The organism is Marinitenerispora sediminis, assembly GCF_003336425.1.
Taxonomy (GTDB): domain Bacteria; phylum Actinomycetota; class Actinomycetes; order Streptosporangiales; family Streptosporangiaceae; genus Marinitenerispora; species Marinitenerispora sediminis.
Genome location: NZ_QEIO01000187.1, coordinates 1 through 15,013, shown reverse-complemented (window position 1 = coordinate 15,013; position 15,013 = coordinate 1). Strand labels below are relative to the sequence as shown.

Genomic DNA, 15,013 nt, shown 5'->3' with positions numbered 1-15,013 from the left:
CCGGCGCCCTGGACGCGGCCGGCCCGCTACCGCCCGCCCGCGGCGTGGTCGGGCGGACCCGCCTCCTCGCCTCGCCGCTGAGCCGGACGGCACCGTCCGCCCCTGTCGCCGGGGCGGCGGTGCCGTCCTCACGTGGCGCCCGAGCGCGGTGCCGGGCCGGGGCGCGGTGCGGCGCTAGGCGGAGCCGGTGGGGGCGAGGGCGTCGGCGCGGATGCGCCGGTGCAGGTCGAGCAGCTCTCCCGTCGGCCGCAGCCCGAGCTCGGCGGCGAGCACCGCGCTGAGCTCCTCGAACGCCCGCAGCGCGTCGGCGCGCCGGCCGGAGCGCCGCAGGGCCTCGATCAGCCGGGCGTGGAACCACTCGTTGAGGGGGTGGGCGGCGACGAGGTCGCGCAGCTCCGGCACCAGCTCGCGGTGCCGGCCGAGCCGCATGTCGGCTTCGACGCGCTGCTCCAGCGCCTGGATCCGCAGCTCCTCCAGCCGCCGGACGTGGCCGTGCAGCAGCGCGCCGGCCGCCGTGTTCTCCAGCGGCCGGCCGCGCCACATCTCCAGGGCGGTCCGGCTGTCCCGGGACGCCTCGGCGTAGCGCCCCTCCGCCAGCAGGTCGCGGCCCGACTCCACCAGCCGGGTGAACACCTCGGCGTCGACCCGGTCCGGGCCCAGGCGCAGCAGGTAGCCCTGCGGCCGGGTGGTGAGCAGCTCCCCGGCCGCCCGGCCGGCGGCCCCCTCCAGGAACCGGCGCAGGTGGTAGATGTGGGTGCGCACGGTGCTGACCGCGCGGCGCGGCGGCCGGTCGCCCCACAGCTCGTCGACGAGCGCCTCCACCTCCACGAGCTGGTCGCGCCGGAACAGCAGCAGCGCCAGTACCCGGCTCACCTTCGGGCCGCGGGGCGCGTGCGGCACCCCGTCGGCGGTCAGCTGCGGTGCTCCGAGCACGGAGAACCGGATCGTTGTCGGCACCATCTGTCCCCCTCCCGGCGGGAAGCTCCCGAGGAAAGAACCGTCCCCGGGGCGGCCGGCCCGGCCGCCCCGGGTGCGCGCCGGCGGTCGCGCCGGCGCCGAGCGCGCTCAGTCGACCAGCGCGGACTCCCGATCGGCCGCGGCGCCGTCCGCCGCCTCCGCGCCGGCCGCCGGGCGGCCGCCCATGAGCGCCCCGACGGCGATCGCGCCCAGCAGCGACAGCACGGCGATGGCCCACAGTCCGATGTGCAGTGCGTCGGTGTAGGCCGCTCCCGCGGCCTGGACCAGGGCTTCCGGCGCCGATCCCGCCGGTGCGGCCGACACGGCGCCCGCCATGTCGCCCTGGAGCAGCCGGGCGGTGGCGGCCTGCGCGCCGGACCCCATGGTCTCGGTCAGCCGGGACTGGGTGACGGCGGCGAGCAGCGCGCCCAGCAGCGCGATGGCCACGGCCTCGCCGGTGAGCCGCATGGTGTTGAACATCCCGGCGGCCATGCCGGCGCGGGACGGCTCGACCGAGGAGACCGCGGCTCCGTCGAGGATGGCCAGCGAGATACCGAACCCGGTGCCGATGGTGAGCATCGGGCCGGCGAGCTGGAGGACGCCGGAACCGGGCTCGATCACGGTGAGCCAGGCGGCGCCGACCGCGACGAGCAGCATGGTCGCCACCAGCAGCAGCCGCTGGGAGATCCGGCCGGCGACGGAGCCGATCACGGTGGGCACGACGAGGGTGGGGCCGGTGAGCAGGACGAGCAGCAGGCCGGCGTACTGGGCGCTGACCCCGTCGACCGCCATGAAGTAGGGCGGCAGGACGATGAGGAGCGCGACGAAGCCGAAGGCGAGCAGCACCGGCATGGCGCAGATGGCGAGGAAGCGCGGTCGGGCGAACAGCGACACGTCGAACATCGGACGGGCCCGGCGCCGCTCCACCGCGGTGAACACCGCCATGAGAACGACGAACGCGGCGAACGCCCCGAGGATGAGCGGGTGCCCCCAGCCGAGCTCGGCGCTCTGCACCATCCCGAGGACGAAGAGCGACAGCCCCACGGTGAAGGTGACGGCGCCGGCCCAGTCGACGCCGGCCGCGTCGGCGTCCCGGGACTCCGCGAGCAGCGGCGAGGCGAGCAGCGCGGGAAGCAGCACCACCGCGGCGGCGAGGAAGAAGCCGCGCCAGCCGCCGAGCGAGGTCACCAGCACGCCGGCGATCAGCGGGCCGAAGGCCAGGCCGAGGCCGATGGCGGTGCCGAAGAACGCGAAGGCCCGGACCCGGGCCTGCCCGTCGAAGGTCTGGGCGAGCACCGCGCTGCCGCCGGTGGTGGCGGCCGCGGCTCCGATGCCGGCCAGCACCCGGGCGCCGACGAGCACGGAGATGTGCGGTGCGAACGTCGCCACGAGCATGGCGGCGCAGAACAGCGCGACGCCGGCCGCGAACATCCGGCGGCGGCCGAACATGTCGGCGAGGGAGCCGGTGATCGCCATGAAGCTCGCGAAGGTGAGGAAGAAGGCGTTGACCACCCACTGGGCGGCGGACAGTCCGGTGTCCAGGTCGCCGCTGATGTCGGTGACGGCGACGGAGGCGCCCGTCGCGGTGACCGGCACGAGCGTGATGGCGGCGCACACCACCAGGAGGGTGAGGGCCGGCCTGCGGCGGCGCTCCAGCGCCGCTGCGTTGGTCGTCATGCTCGGAACCCCTTCAAGACAAGAAGTGCAACAGAAGGCTGATGAGAATAAGAAGTCTGATGCTCGCCTCGCCAGCGAAGCAGAGCCGGGACACCGGCGTCAAGGCCGCGCATCGGCCACAGGGTTCTGCTTAACATCAGAGCCCTGATAGCTTGGTCACGTCGCGGGACGAGGAGAGGAGACGCGCATGGGCCCCGAGGAGCGCATCGCCGCCGCCGTGGAGACCCGGCTGGGAACGTTCGTCAAGCGGGCCGAGCAGGCCCTCATGGCGGAGAAGGCCGACGCCCTGCGCCCGTTCGGGCTCTCCGTCCCGCAGTACGCCGTCATGTACGCCCTATCCGTCGCCCCGGGCTGCTCCGGGGCGCAACTCGCCCGCGTCTGCTACGTGACGCCGCAGAGCATGGCCTCCCTGCTGTCCACGCTGGAGTCCAAGAAACTCATCGAGCGCCGCCCCTCCGACGTCCACGCCCAGGTCATGGTCACCAAGCTGACCAGGTCCGGGCACGCCCTCCTCCGCAAGGCCGACGCCGCCGCCCTCGCGGTGGAGGCGCGGCTGTCCGCCGCGTTCACCGCGGAGGAGGAAGGCCGCCTCCGCGAACTGCTGCAACGCGCCACCGACGCCCTGCCCGCGGACGGCTGACCGGACCCCTCGCCGGCACCCTGACGACGCTAGGCCCCGCCGCTCTTCGCGCGGAATAGCACTACCGGGAACCCCCACTGCCGCTTTGGAGGCATGCGCCCCCCTCTTCGGACGAACGATCCCTCCGCCCGACGACCGACTTGGTTAGCGTTCACGCCGATGCGACGCCGCGGGAGCAGCGACGCCGGAGCGCGCGCCCGGCCGACCCCCTGCCCCTGGTGCCGCCGAGAGTTCTCCGCATCCGACGACGGCCCGTCCCGGCGACGGGCGGGAGGTGTGTGTCATGGACGACCCGGTAGTGATCGTGGGAGCAGGCCCGGTGGGCATGCTGCTGGCCTGCGACCTCCTCCAGCAGGGTGTTGCGGTCCGCCTGATCGACGCGGCGCGCGCGCACTCCGCGCACTCGCGCGCCACCATCGTCTGGCCCCGGCTGCTCGAACTGCTGCACCGCACCGGCGTGGCCGACCGGCTGGTGCAGAGCGGGCACCGCGTCGACGGCGTGGCCTACTTCTCGCACGGGCGCAGGCTGGGCACCGCCTGGATGACCCGGCTGCGCGACACCCCCTACCCGTTCGCTGTGGGCATCGCGCAGAGCACCACCGAGGAGCTCATCGAGGACCGCCTCACGGAACTGGGCGGCAAGATCGAGCGCGGCACCCGGCTGACCTCGCTCACCGAGACCGACGCGCCGCGGCCGGCGGTCGTCCTGGAGGGCCCGGACGGCACCACGGAGGAGATCCGGCCGCCGTGGCTGGTCGGCGCCGACGGCTCGCACAGCACGGTGCGCAAGCTGCTCGGTATCTCCTTCAGCGGCGAGCGGCTCGACGTCAGCTTCGCCATCACCGACGCCGAGGTGACCGGCGACGCGCCCATGAACGTGGTGAGCTACTGCTACACCGAGCACGGGAGCCTCGCCCTGGGGCCGCTCGGCTCCAACATCAGCCGGGTCGCGGTGAGCGTGCCGCACCCCCAGGACGACACACCGCCGTCCCGGGAGTTCTTCCAGTCGGTCATCGACCAGCGTGCCCCGGGGCGCAACGTCCTCGGCGAACTGCGCTTCAGCACCACCTTCCGGGTGCACGCCCGGATCGCCGACCGGTTCCGGGTCGGCCGCTGCCTGCTGGCGGGCGACTCCGCGCACATCATGAGCCCGGCCGGCGCGCAGGGCATGAACACCGGCCTGCAGGACGCGGTCAACCTCGGCTGGCGGCTCGGCGGCGTGGTCCGCGGCACCCTTCCGGAGGAGGCCCTGGACGGCTACCAGCGGGAGCGCACCGCCGCGGCGCACGCGGTGGCACTCTCCACCGCGCGGCAGACCCGCTGGGGCATGTTCCGCAAGCCGGCGCAGATCGCGCTGCGCGACACCGTCTTCCGGACCGCGGCCGCCACCGGGGTGGTGCAGCGCGCGGTGGCCCCGCTGCTCGCGCAGACGACCGTGCGCTACCCGGCGGCCGACGAGGCCGGCGCGGCGCCCGCCGCACGGCGGGGCTCCCCGGTCCCCGGGGCGCGGCTGCCCGTGCTGCCCGCGCCGGGCGGCGGCTCGGCGCCGGCGGCCGGGGGCCGCACGGCGGACTGGGTGCACGTCGCCGCCGACTCGTTCACGGCACTGCTCTGGCACGGCCGCCGGATCCCGCCGGGCTGGGACGGCGTGGTGCGGCAGGTCCGTGCGGCCGCGGCCCGCTCCGGCACCCCGGTGGTCGAGGTGGGCGGCGGGCACGCGGCGCTCGCCGCGGCGCTCGGCGCCGCCCCGGTCATCGCGATCGTGCGGCCGGACGGGCACCTGCTCGCGACGGTGCCCGCCGACCGCGCGGCGGAGCTGCCCGACGTGCTGGAGGCACTGCGGCTCCGCCCCGAACCCCTGCTGGCCCCGCTGGCGGCAGCCGCCGGTGTGCGGGGAGGGCAGGCCGGCGACGAGTAACGGAAAGTAGGACCACGACAGCGATGAGAACACGTGTGTTCGCCCCCTCCGGCCGGGACGTGGGCGCGATCGGGCTGGGCTGCATGGGCATGAGCTGGGCGTACTCGGAGTCGCAGCGCGACGACGACCAGTCCGTGGCCCTCGTCCGCGCGGCCCTCGACCTCGGCGTGACCTTCCTGGACACCGCCGACGTCTACGGCGACGGCCACAACGAGTCCCTGGTCGGGCGGGCCCTGCGCGGCCGGCGCGACGAGGCCGTCCTGGCGACCAAGGTCGGCCTGGTCGTCGACGACCTGGCGACGAAGTCCATGCGCCGCGACGCCTCACCCGCCCGGGTGCGGCGCGCGGTGGAGGCGAGCCTGCGCCGCCTGGGCACCGACGTCATCGACCTGTACTACCTGCACCGGGTCGACCCCGAGGTCCCGCTGGAGGAGACCTGGGAGGCCATGGCGGCGCTCGTCGCGCAGGGCAAGGTCCGCCACCTCGGGCTGTCGGAGGTCTCGGTGGCGGAGGCCGAGCGGGCGCACGCCGTCCATCCGGTGGCGGCGGTCCAGTCGGAGCTGTCGCTGTGGACCCGCACGCCGCTCGGTCCGGCGGCCGGCCCCGCCGCGGCCGGGACGGAGCCGGGCGGCGCGCCCGGCCGGGCGGGCGGCGGCCTGGCCGGCGCGAGCGGCGACGTCGTCGGGTGGTGCGCGGCGCACGGCGCGGCGTTCGTCCCCTTCGCGCCGCTGGGGCGCGGGTTCCTCACCGGCGCGGTGACCGGGGAGACGTCCTTCGAGCCCGGGGACTTCCGGGCGGGCAACCCGAGGTTCGCCCCGGCGGCCCGCGACGCGAACCTGCGCATCGTCGAGGTGCTGCGCACCGTCGCGGAGCGGCACGGGGCGACTCCGGCGCAAGTGGCGCTGGCGTGGGTGCTGGCGCAGGGCGAGCACGTGGTGCCGATCCCGGGGACGAAGCGGCCGGCCTATCTCCGGGAGAACGCGGCGGCGGCCGAACTCCGGCTCACCGACGGCGATCTCGCGGAATTGCGGGACGCGCCTGCGGCCGTGGGCACCCGCTACTAGTCGCCGCATTATTCCAGGTGAATGGGCCCTGGGGTGTGATATTCACCCCAGGGCCCATTCGGTCGTGTCAAACCAAACCTACAGGCTACGTTAACTACCGATTAATTTCCACCTCTGGCCGGATACGGCCACCCCTTTTCTCCGGCATGTCCCGATTTGCTGCTAATATACATTCCGCATGATGGAATAGCCGCCTCTCCTTCTCCCGGTGCACACTGCGAGAACTGCGCATGCGCCATAGGGCCTGGATGCGGAAATACTCCGGCACGGTTTTGTGGGTTGGATATAGAGATCAATTACGGAGGCCCTCCATGGGGGGATCGGGGGAATCGAACCGTGGGTCGCACCTGCTCGGCGCGGGATTGGAAGCGTCGATTCCATACCTGCTCGACCGCTACCTGTCACTACTCTCCGAAAGCGCCAATCCACTGGGGACGGTGGCGGCGCAGTGGCCGGCGGCCCGTGCCCACGCCCGCCTGATCCTGCTGGACTGCGCCCAGGCGCTGCGCGCCGCGGCCCCGAAAGCCGGTGCCTCCGGGGCCGCCCCGGCGCTGGGGAACCCCTCACCACCGCCCGACTCCGCGGGGCCGCACCCGCTCCTCGCACGGGCCCGCCTGCTCGACGTGCTGCGCGCCCTGGAGATCCTCACTGACGTGGCGCTGGAACGGCTCGCCGAGCTCGTCGCGGAACTGCCCGGCGAGGACCGCCTCGCGCTGCTGTCCCGCGCCGCCACGGCCCTGAACCGCGCCACCGCGGCCCGCACCCAGTCCGCCGCCCTCAGCTACGACGCGCACCTCCTCCGCCAGGTCGAGGAGGCCAACACCGCCCGCCACAGCCGGCTCGCCGGCGAGATCCACGACCGCATCGGGAGCAGCCTGGCGCTGGCCTTCTGCCACCTGCAGCTCTACCGCGCCGACGCCGCCGCGGGACGCAGCACCGACGACCGGATCACCGCGCTGGAGGACTCCCTGCGCGAGGTGGTCGGGTTCACCCAGCGGCTCGTCTCCGGGCTGGGGCCCGAGGGGCTGCTGCGCGGGCTGCGCAGCTCGCTGCGCCAGGACGCCGACATCCTCAACCTGCACGGCGTCCCGGTCCGCATCGAGGTGAGCGGCGACGAGAACTGGCTGCCGGTGCCGCACCGCAGCGAGCTCTTCCTGGTGCTGCGCGAGTTCCTGCGCAACTCCTTCGCCCACGCCTCGCCGTCGCAGGTCACCGTGGACGTCCGGATCGCGCCCAGCCGGGTCGACGCCCACGCCGCCGACGACGGACGCGGCTTCCGCCCACCGTCCGACCCGCGCTCGCACGGCGGGCTGCACACCATGCGCGAGCGCGTCGCCGCACTGAACGGCGAGTACTCCCTCACCAGCGCCCCGGGAGCGGGCACCCAGCTGTGGCTGTGGCTGCCGCTCACGGAGCACGCGCCCGCGGAGCCGGCCGAACCCGCCGCCCACCTCATCGAACGTGCCGCCGACCGATAGTGTCCGCCAGCCGCCGACGAAGCTAGCAGGAGAACATGCGTAGCATCCGTATCCTGATCGCCGACGACCACACGCTCTTACGGAACGCCCTCACCGAACTGCTGCACATGGAGAAGGACTTCGAGGTGGTCGCGGTCGCCGGCGACGCCTCGGAGGCGGTGCGCCGCGCCGCCGAGCACCAGCCCGACGTGGTACTGCTCGACATCCAGATGCCCGGCAACGACCATCCCCCCACCACCCTCCAGCGGTTCCGGCGCGTCGCGCCCGCCGCACAGGTGCTCGTGCTCACCATGTACGACGACGCGCGGCTCGCCAAGGAGCTGCTGCCGCTCGGCATCCGCGGCTACTTGCACAAGGCGGTCACCGCCCGCGCGCTGGCCTCCGCGGTGCGCGAGGCCTCCAGCCCGGCCAGCACCGTGACCCTGTCGTTGTCGCCGGAGATGCTGGCCGCGACCCCCGCCAAGGGACCGCTGTCCCCGCGGGAGGCCCAGGTCATCGAGCTGGCCGCCCGGGGGTTGAGCAACTACCAGATCGCCCGGAAGCTGGACATCACCGAGGGCACCGTGAAGCGGCACATGCGCAACGGCGGCCGGGTTCGGCGGTGCGGTTCAGCCGCCGGGCGCCGGGGCGCCGGCGAGGGCGAGCGCGCCGCGCAGCGCGGTGAACCCGTCCCAGACGTCCTGGTAGGCGGCGTGGACGGGGCAGGGCGCGGCCAGCAGCGCCCCCGGGTCGACGTTCTCGAACAGCGCACCGTGGCGGCCGGCCGCCAGCACCCGGTACAGCCGGCCCGCGCGCGGATGGCGCAGGACGAGCGCGGTGGAGTGCCGGGAGCCGTCCGGCTCACCGGCCCGCGCCGACACCACGCCCTCGGGCGCGAGCCACGCGCCGGAGAGCACCCGCACCACCACCCGGACGCGCCGCGCCTTGCGGCCCACCAGCCGGTCCGGGAGCCCGGCCAGGCAGCGCGGGTCGGCCCCGGCCGCCGACGGCACCGTGGCGCACTCCGGCCGCGCCCGCTCCGCCACCAGGTCCCACAGGTCGAGGGCCTCCATGTCGCACCGGGACAGCGGCGGGTGCCGGGCCGTCCACGCCGCGTCCGCCATCACCGGCCAGGCCGCGATCGGGCACGCCGGCCCGCTCGTGATCATCCACGGTCCCGGTCGGCGCGCCGCGCGCGCCGGCGCGGGCCCCGGGCGCCGCCGGCCGCCCGCCGCCCGGGCGGCCCGGGCGCGGAGCCGAGCGGCGGGCGGTACACGTGTCTCCCCATGGTGCAGCCTCCAGTGCACTCGCGATCGTGCGGGCGGCGGACCCGGCCGGCCCGGGGAGCCCGCTCGTGGGGACCGCGGCCCCCACCCGTCATGGCGGAGCGGGGGTCAGACGCCCATCCCGATGCCGCCGCCCACCGGGAGCACCGCCCCGGTGATGTAGCTCGCGGAGTCGCTGGCCAGGAACCGCACGGCGGCGGCCACCTCGTCCGGGGTGCCCGGGCGGCCCAGCGGCGTCATCTTCATCAGCGCGGTCATCCGGCGCTCCGAGAGCACCCGGGTCATGTCGGTGTCGATGATGCCGGGCGCGACCAGGTTCACGGTGACCCCGCGGGCCCCCAGCTCCCAGGCCAGCGAGCGTGCCAGCCCCAGCAGCGCCGTCTTGGACGCGGCGTAGTTGGTCTGGCCGGGCGACCCGAGGAAGCCGAGCGCCGAGGAGAGCAGCACGATGCGGCCGCGGCGGGCGGCCAGCATGCCGCTCGCGGCCGTGCGCACGGTGCGGAAGGTCCCGCTCAGGTTGGTGGCCAGCACCTCCTCGAAGGCGGAGTCGTCCATCCGCAGCATCAGGGTGTCGCGGGTGATGCCGGCGTTGGCCACCAGTACCTCGACCGGGCCCTGCTCCTTCTCGACCAGCTCGAACGCCTCGGTGACGGAGGCGGGGTCCGTCACCTCGCAGCGCACGCCGAACAGCCCCTCGGGGGGCTCGCCCGTGCGGTACCCGACCGCCACCCGGTCGCCGTCCGCGGCCAGCGCCCTGGCGACCGCCAGGCCGAGCCCCCGGTTGCCCCCAGTGACGAAAACGGAACGCGACATGTCCACTCTCCTTCGATGGTCGGGCCGGCGCGCCCGGTGTGGGGCGGGCGGCGCGGGCCGGTCTCGCGGCGGCCGGGCGGTGGCCCGGCGCACGGCGGTGGGCGGGGCCGCCGGCCCCGCCGGAGTCAGTCGGGCGCGGGCGCCTGGACCACCAGGCAGGACCAGGTGAACCCGGCGCCGGCGCTGAACACGAGGGCGAACTCCCCGGGTGCGAGGACCTCGCCGCGCACCAGCCCGGCCAGGCCGGCGATGGCGTCCCCGGCGCCCAGGTGGCCGGTGTCGCGGCCCCAGTCGAGGAGTTCGGTGCCGACGAGTTCGCCGAGCACCGGAAGCCACGACTCGTGCAGGGTCTTGCGGCCGAACCGGGGCAGCACCGCGCAGCGGATGCGCTTGTCGTCCGGTGCCAGCCCCGCGTCGTGCAGCGCGCCGGTGACGACCGCGCGCACGCACCGCTCGTTGGCCGCGGCGAACGCCTCCCTGCCGTGGCTGCGCAGGTAGGCGCGCTTGGTGGCCCGCATGTCGACGCGCGGCCGGTGCGTCCGGGCCGCGCCCGCGAACGGGTCGGCTCCCCGGTGCATCTCCTCCAGCTCCGGGCTGGCGACGGTGCAGGTCGCCCGCAGCAGCAGGCCGTCGCGCTCGCCGGCCGGGACGCGCAGCAGGACCGCCGTCCCGCCGTCGCCGTAGGCCACGCCGTAGTCGGCCGTCCAGCGGTCGAACCCGGGTCCGGTGAACCGGTCCCCGGTGGTGACGAGCCCGTAGCCGCGCTCCGGTTCGGCCGCCAGCCGCGCCGCGGTGAGCTCGACGGCGGTCGCCCCGCCGTTGCACACCTGCTGGATGCCCACCGGCAGCGCGTCCTGGGCGCCCAGCCGGCGGGCGATGTAGTGCGGCGGCGACCACAGGTCGTGGCCCTGGTAGTACATCCACGCGTGGCAGAGCAGGCCGAGCTGGTCGCCGCGCACTCCCGCCGAGCGCAGGGCCTCCTCGGCCGCGCGCACGGCCATGTCCGGCGCCGGCACCTCGCCGGCGTCGGGCAGCGACGGGTGCGCCAGGTCGCGGACCGCGCCGGCCGCCGCGCGCTGGTCCGCGACGTCGCTCTCGGCGGTGGAGCGGCGGTCGGGCAGCCACAGCGCGGCGGCCGCGATGCCTACCGGGTGGTCGAGTCTCACAGCAGCCCCTCCTCGTGGGCCATGGGGTCGCGCCTGCGGACGACCACCTCGGCGTACGGCGTCCCGCGACGGGCCGGCGCACCTCCGTGGCGGTGAACGGCCAGCGAATGGCGCGGTGGAAACGCCCGGGACAGCAGTATGTCCGCCGCTACCTGCGCATTTAATCCCTCTTCGGGCGCAATGCCATGTCACTTTGGAGAGCCTTGCCCCCGATACCGGCGGCGGAGTTGGATTCTCAGCGTGGCCGAAGCGGGCGAAATACCGAATAAGCCGCGAACCGACCATCCGGTATGCACGAGAAGGGGTCCAGAAATGACCGCTCCCACCGAGTCCACCATTTCCGCGGAACTCCGCGACAAGGTGCGCGCCATCATCGCCGATGTCCTGGAAGTGGACGCCGCCGAGTTGAGCGAGGCCAACAGCTTCGCCGACGACTTCGAGGCGGATTCGCTGATGAGCATCGAGATGTTCTCGCGTTTCGAGCGCGACCTCGGCATCTCCATTCCGCAGGACGAACTGGTCGACCTGGACGACCTCGGCACCGCCTACGAGCTGGTGGGCCGGCACAGCGCCGCGGAGGCCACGAGTGTCTGAGCCGCTCCCCCGCCGCGTCGTGGTCACCGGCCTCGGAGCGGTGAGCAGCCTGGGCATCGGCGCCGAGGCCGTCGCCCAGGCGCTCCGGGCGGGCCGCAGCGGGATCGGGCCGATCGAGCAGTTCGACTCCGCGGGCTTCGAGCGCACGCTCGCCGGCGAGGTGCGCGGCTTCCGCCCCGAGGAGCACCTGCGCCGCATCGATCCCCGGCGGTGGGGCCGCAGCGCGCAGTTCGCCGCCGCGGCCGCCCGCCTGGCGGTCGCCGACTCCGCGATGGACCCGGAGCGGCTGGCCGGCTCCCGCGCCGGGAGCAGCTTCGGGACGACGAACGGGGAGTCCGCCGTACTGGGCCGGCTGGCCGAGCAGTGGGTCGAGGACGGCCTGGCCGCCCTGGACCCGGCCGCGGTGGCGCAGGCCGACGCCGGCCGGATCGCCGCCGCGGCCAACGCCGAGCTCGGGCTGACCGGCGAGGCGCAGACCCTCGGCACCGCCTGCGCCGCCAGCAACTACGCCATCGGCTACGGCTACGACCAGGTGCGCTCCGGCGCCGCCGACATCATGCTGTGCGGCGGCGCCGACGCCTCCAACCGCGCCACCCACGCCGGGTTCCACCGGCTGGGCGCCCTCGCCGAGGACGTTCCACGTCCCTTCGACGCGCACCGCGACGGGATCGTCACCGCCGAGGGCGGCGTGGCCCTCCTCCTGGAGCCGCTGGAGGCGGCGCGGGAGCGCGGAGCGCGGATCTACGCCGAGGTGCTCGGCTACGGCATGACCTGCGACGCGCGGCACATGACCAACCCGGACGCGGCCTCGATCGCCGAGTGCGTCCGCCGCGCGCACCGCAACGCCGGCGTCAAACCCCACGAGGTCGACTACGTGTGCGCCCACGGCACCGGAACCCCGGCCAACGACCGCACCGAGGTCGCCGCGCTGCGCGAGGTCTTCGGGGACCGGCTGCCGCCGGTCAGCTCCATCAAGTCGATGCTCGGCCACACCATGGGCGCCGCCGCCGGGTTCGGGGCGCTGGTCAGCTGCGTCGCCATCCGCAGCGGCTTCCTGCCGCCCAGCGCCACCGTGCGCGAGGTCGACCCGGAGCTGGGCGCCGACCTGGACTGCGTCCCGGTCACCGCCCGCACCGAGCGGCCCCGCGTCGTGCAGAACCACGGATTCGCCTTCGGTGGCAACAACGCCATCACCGTCTTCGGAGAGGTGTCCCCATGACCGCGGCCGTGCTGGACATCGTGGGCTGCGGGGTCCTCAGCCCGGCGGGCAGCGGGCTGGACCCGCTGGCCGCCGCGCTGGCCGCGCCGGAGGGCTCCGCCGCCTCCGGGCCGGACGCACCCGACGGCCCCGGCGGGGAGCCGTTCCCGCCGCTGGAGGTGCGCCCGGTGGCGGACTTCCGCCCGCAGGAGCGCCTGGGCCGCAAGGGGCTGAGCCGGCTCACCCGGTCCGACCAGCTGGTGATGGCGGCCTGCGGGGAGGCGCTGGCCGGACTGGCGCGGACCGCCGGGCCGCTCGACGAGGAGGCGCGGGGGCGCACCGGCATCGTCGTGGGAACCGGCACCGGCAGCGTGCGCCGCCTCGCGGAGTTCACCCGGGACACCTTCGTCCAGGAGCGCCCCTACATGGTGAACCCGAGCCACTTCCCCGGCACGCTGATGAACTCGCCCGCCGGGCAGAGCGCCATCCGCTACGGGCTGACCGGGGTCAACTCCACGCTCTCGGGCGGCCCGGTCGCCGGGCTGTCGGCGCTGCGCTTCGCCCGCAACGCGCTGCTGGGCGGGCACGCCGACCGGCTGCTCGCGGGCGGTGTGGAGGAGCTGAGCGCGCAGTCGGCGTGGGCCTGGTACCGCACCGGCGCCCTGGGGCCGGGCGTCGCCGTGGGCGAGGGCAGCGCCGTCTTCGTCCTGGAGCGCGCCGGAGCGCGGCCGCACGGGCCGGCGCCGCTCGGGCACCTGCTGGCGTGCGAGCTGCGGTCCACCGATCCGGCGGAGGGGGCCGCCGCCGTCGGCCGGCGGCTGGCCGAGTGCGTCGGCGACGCGCTGCGCGGCGCCGGCGTGGCCGCCGAAGACGTCGCGGTCGTCGTCCCGGGCGCGGCCGGGCGGCGCGGCTGGTCCGCGGTCGAGGAGCGGGCGCTGCGCCGGGTGTTCGGCGACGGCGGCCCGCCGCGGCTGGCGGCGCAGTCGGTGCTCGGCGAGACGCACAGCGCCGGCGCGGCGCTGCACCTGGCCGCGCTCCTGGCCTGCTGGCGGGACGGCACCGCGCCCGGCGGGACCGGCCTGGTCACGGCGGTCGGCCCCGACGGGCAGGTCGGCTGCCTGGTCGTGCGGCGCGCCGCCGACGCCGCGGAACCGGGAGCCTGAGCCCGCCCCGCCCCACCTTCCGCCGGCGCCCGCCGGGCGCCCGATTCCTTCTGGAGGCAGACACCATGGACACCCTCACCTCGCCGCCGGCCGCGCTGGCGGCCCCGGACGAGCAGCCGCCGCCCCTGGGCTACGACCGCACCGTCCCGCGCGGGCTGGTGCACCGCTGGGCGCTGTCGGAGGTGTTCCTCACCGACAGCCACCGCGTGGACGGGACCCGCTTCACCTCGGCGGCTCAGCTCCCGCCGAGCCACGCCTACTACGGCGACCACCTGGAGCGGCCGAGGTGGTACGACACGCTGCTGGTGCTGGAGAGCTGCCGGCAGGCCGTGACACACGCCGCGCACGTGCACCAGGGGGTGCCGAGCGCCACGACCTTCATGGTGACGTCGTGGTCGGTGGAGCTGTCCGACCCGGCGGCGCTGGCCCAGGGCGAGCGCCCGGGGCGGCTGCGCATCGACGGCGACGTCACCGGGCGCCGGGTACGGGGCGGGCACGTGCGCCGGCTGGTGTTCGAGATGGAGCTGGAGCTCGACGGCAGCCCGCTGGGCCGCCTCGGCATGGATGTCAGCGCCACCCCGACCGACCAGTACCACCGGCTGCGCGCCATGCAGCGCGGCGGCCCGGTGCCGACCGCGTTCACGCTGCCGGCGGAGCCGGCGGGCACCCCGCTGCCGCCCGCGGACGCGGGGCGCCGCGACCCGGTCAACGTGGTGCTGGACGCCGTGCGGCGCTCCGACGAGGGGCTGTCGGCCGCGCTCAGCCCGCGCAGCTTCCGCAACCGGAGCATGTACGACCACCCCTACGACCATGTGCCCGCGATGGTGTTCAGCGAGGCGGCCCGCCAGTGCGCGCTGCTGCTCGCGGAGGACGCCGGCCCGGACCGGGTGGTGCGGCTGAACGGGGAGTTCCGCAAGTTCGCCGAGCTCGACGCGCCCGTGGAGCTCACGGCCGGCCGCGCGCCCGCGAGCGCCCCGGCCGGCGGGCACCGGATGACCGCGGTCCAGCAGGGCGCCGTGGTCGCCGAGGTCACCGTCGTCCTGGGGTAGCCGCCGGCCGCCCGGCCTGACCGCCCCGCCC

Annotated in this window: 13 protein-coding genes and 2 pseudogenes; 10 read left to right on the top strand and 5 right to left on the bottom strand. The window is 75.4% G+C overall.

Annotation, left to right across the window (positions count from 1 at the left end; translation table 11 throughout):
* Nucleotides 1-174 precede the first annotated feature (174 nt).
* Nucleotides 175-960, bottom strand: coding sequence for an AfsR/SARP family transcriptional regulator (locus DEF28_RS23970; RefSeq protein WP_199493495.1), 786 nt, complete (start codon nucleotides 958-960; stop codon nucleotides 175-177).
* A gap of 105 nt (nucleotides 961-1,065) precedes the next feature.
* Entirely contained in the window at nucleotides 1,066-2,634 is a 1,569-nt protein-coding gene (locus DEF28_RS23965) for an MFS transporter (RefSeq protein ID WP_114400400.1), read from the bottom strand.
* A 187-nt stretch (nucleotides 2,635-2,821) separates the two neighbouring features.
* On the opposite strand from DEF28_RS23965, the gene DEF28_RS23960 reads away from it, so the two are divergent.
* The 6 genes and pseudogenes from DEF28_RS23960 to DEF28_RS28615 all read left to right on the top strand — a co-directional run.
* Nucleotides 2,822-3,274 (top strand): MarR family winged helix-turn-helix transcriptional regulator, encoded by a 453-nt coding sequence (locus DEF28_RS23960; protein ID WP_114400399.1) that lies wholly within the window; start codon nucleotides 2,822-2,824, stop codon nucleotides 3,272-3,274.
* Between the two features lie 283 nt (nucleotides 3,275-3,557).
* Nucleotides 3,558-5,192 (top strand): FAD-dependent monooxygenase, encoded by a 1,635-nt coding sequence (locus DEF28_RS23955; RefSeq protein ID WP_114400398.1) that lies wholly within the window; start codon nucleotides 3,558-3,560, stop codon nucleotides 5,190-5,192.
* A 23-nt stretch (nucleotides 5,193-5,215) separates the two neighbouring features.
* Complete coding sequence (locus DEF28_RS23950) at nucleotides 5,216-6,256, top strand: aldo/keto reductase (protein WP_114400397.1); 1,041 nt, start codon at nucleotides 5,216-5,218, stop codon at nucleotides 6,254-6,256.
* Nucleotides 6,257-6,693: 437 nt separating this feature from the next.
* Nucleotides 6,694-7,734: a sensor histidine kinase gene (locus DEF28_RS23945; protein ID WP_158562914.1), complete on the top strand. Its 1,041-nt coding sequence runs from the start codon at nucleotides 6,694-6,696 to the stop codon at nucleotides 7,732-7,734.
* Between the two features lie 35 nt (nucleotides 7,735-7,769).
* Nucleotides 7,770-8,063: pseudogene (locus DEF28_RS28620) on the top strand (response regulator); the annotation flags it as partial.
* A gap of 111 nt (nucleotides 8,064-8,174) precedes the next feature.
* Nucleotides 8,175-8,306: pseudogene (locus tag DEF28_RS28615) on the top strand (response regulator transcription factor); the annotation flags it as partial.
* A gap of 36 nt (nucleotides 8,307-8,342) precedes the next feature.
* On the opposite strand, the gene DEF28_RS23935 reads toward DEF28_RS28615, so the two are convergent.
* From DEF28_RS23935 to DEF28_RS23925, 3 genes are all read right to left on the bottom strand, one after another.
* A complete protein-coding gene (locus DEF28_RS23935) occupies nucleotides 8,343-8,882 on the bottom strand; it encodes a hypothetical protein (RefSeq protein ID WP_114400394.1) in 540 nt (179 codons plus the stop codon).
* Nucleotides 8,883-9,107: 225 nt separating this feature from the next.
* A complete protein-coding gene (fabG, locus tag DEF28_RS23930; protein ID WP_114400393.1) occupies nucleotides 9,108-9,812 on the bottom strand; it encodes a 3-oxoacyl-ACP reductase FabG in 705 nt (234 codons plus the stop codon).
* 125 nt (nucleotides 9,813-9,937) lie between these two features.
* Entirely contained in the window at nucleotides 9,938-10,978 is a 1,041-nt protein-coding gene (locus tag DEF28_RS23925) for a ketoacyl-ACP synthase III family protein (RefSeq protein WP_158562913.1), read from the bottom strand.
* A gap of 312 nt (nucleotides 10,979-11,290) precedes the next feature.
* Here DEF28_RS23925 and DEF28_RS23920 point away from each other — a divergent pair, with 312 nt between their 5' ends.
* From DEF28_RS23920 to DEF28_RS23905, 4 genes are all read left to right on the top strand, one after another.
* Nucleotides 11,291-11,572, top strand: a complete 282-nt coding sequence (locus DEF28_RS23920; RefSeq protein WP_114400391.1) for an acyl carrier protein — start codon at nucleotides 11,291-11,293, stop codon at nucleotides 11,570-11,572.
* Nucleotides 11,565-12,791 carry a beta-ketoacyl-[acyl-carrier-protein] synthase family protein gene (locus DEF28_RS23915; RefSeq protein WP_114400390.1) on the top strand — a complete coding sequence of 409 codons (1,227 nt, stop codon included), beginning with the start codon at nucleotides 11,565-11,567 and terminating at the stop codon, nucleotides 12,789-12,791. Before DEF28_RS23920 ends, DEF28_RS23915 begins: the two co-directional genes overlap by 8 nt.
* Nucleotides 12,788-13,933: a beta-ketoacyl synthase N-terminal-like domain-containing protein gene (locus DEF28_RS23910; protein ID WP_114446231.1), complete on the top strand. Its 1,146-nt coding sequence runs from the start codon at nucleotides 12,788-12,790 to the stop codon at nucleotides 13,931-13,933. Before DEF28_RS23915 ends, DEF28_RS23910 begins: the two co-directional genes overlap by 4 nt.
* 65 nt (nucleotides 13,934-13,998) lie before the next feature.
* Nucleotides 13,999-14,982: a ScbA/BarX family gamma-butyrolactone biosynthesis protein gene (locus DEF28_RS23905; protein WP_114433243.1), complete on the top strand. Its 984-nt coding sequence runs from the start codon at nucleotides 13,999-14,001 to the stop codon at nucleotides 14,980-14,982.
* The last annotated feature ends 31 nt before the right edge of the window (nucleotides 14,983-15,013 follow it).

Bases quoted from the DNA above. Each gene is read 5' to 3' on its own strand.
- DEF28_RS23970 (WP_199493495.1), bottom strand. From the start codon at position 960: ATGGTGCCGACAACGATCCGGTTCTCCGTGCTCGGAGCACCGCAGCTG.
- DEF28_RS23965 (WP_114400400.1), bottom strand. From the start codon at position 2,634: ATGACGACCAACGCAGCGGCGCTGGAGCGCCGCCGCAGGCCGGCCCTC.
- DEF28_RS23960 (WP_114400399.1), top strand. From the start codon at position 2,822: ATGGGCCCCGAGGAGCGCATCGCCGCCGCCGTGGAGACCCGGCTGGGA.
- DEF28_RS23955 (WP_114400398.1), top strand. From the start codon at position 3,558: ATGGACGACCCGGTAGTGATCGTGGGAGCAGGCCCGGTGGGCATGCTG.
- DEF28_RS23950 (WP_114400397.1), top strand. From the start codon at position 5,216: ATGAGAACACGTGTGTTCGCCCCCTCCGGCCGGGACGTGGGCGCGATC.
- DEF28_RS23935 (WP_114400394.1), bottom strand. From the start codon at position 8,882: ATGATCACGAGCGGGCCGGCGTGCCCGATCGCGGCCTGGCCGGTGATG.
- fabG (WP_114400393.1), bottom strand. From the start codon at position 9,812: ATGTCGCGTTCCGTTTTCGTCACTGGGGGCAACCGGGGGCTCGGCCTG.
- DEF28_RS23920 (WP_114400391.1), top strand. From the start codon at position 11,291: ATGACCGCTCCCACCGAGTCCACCATTTCCGCGGAACTCCGCGACAAG.
- DEF28_RS23910 (WP_114446231.1), top strand. From the start codon at position 12,788: ATGACCGCGGCCGTGCTGGACATCGTGGGCTGCGGGGTCCTCAGCCCG.
- DEF28_RS23905 (WP_114433243.1), top strand. From the start codon at position 13,999: ATGGACACCCTCACCTCGCCGCCGGCCGCGCTGGCGGCCCCGGACGAG.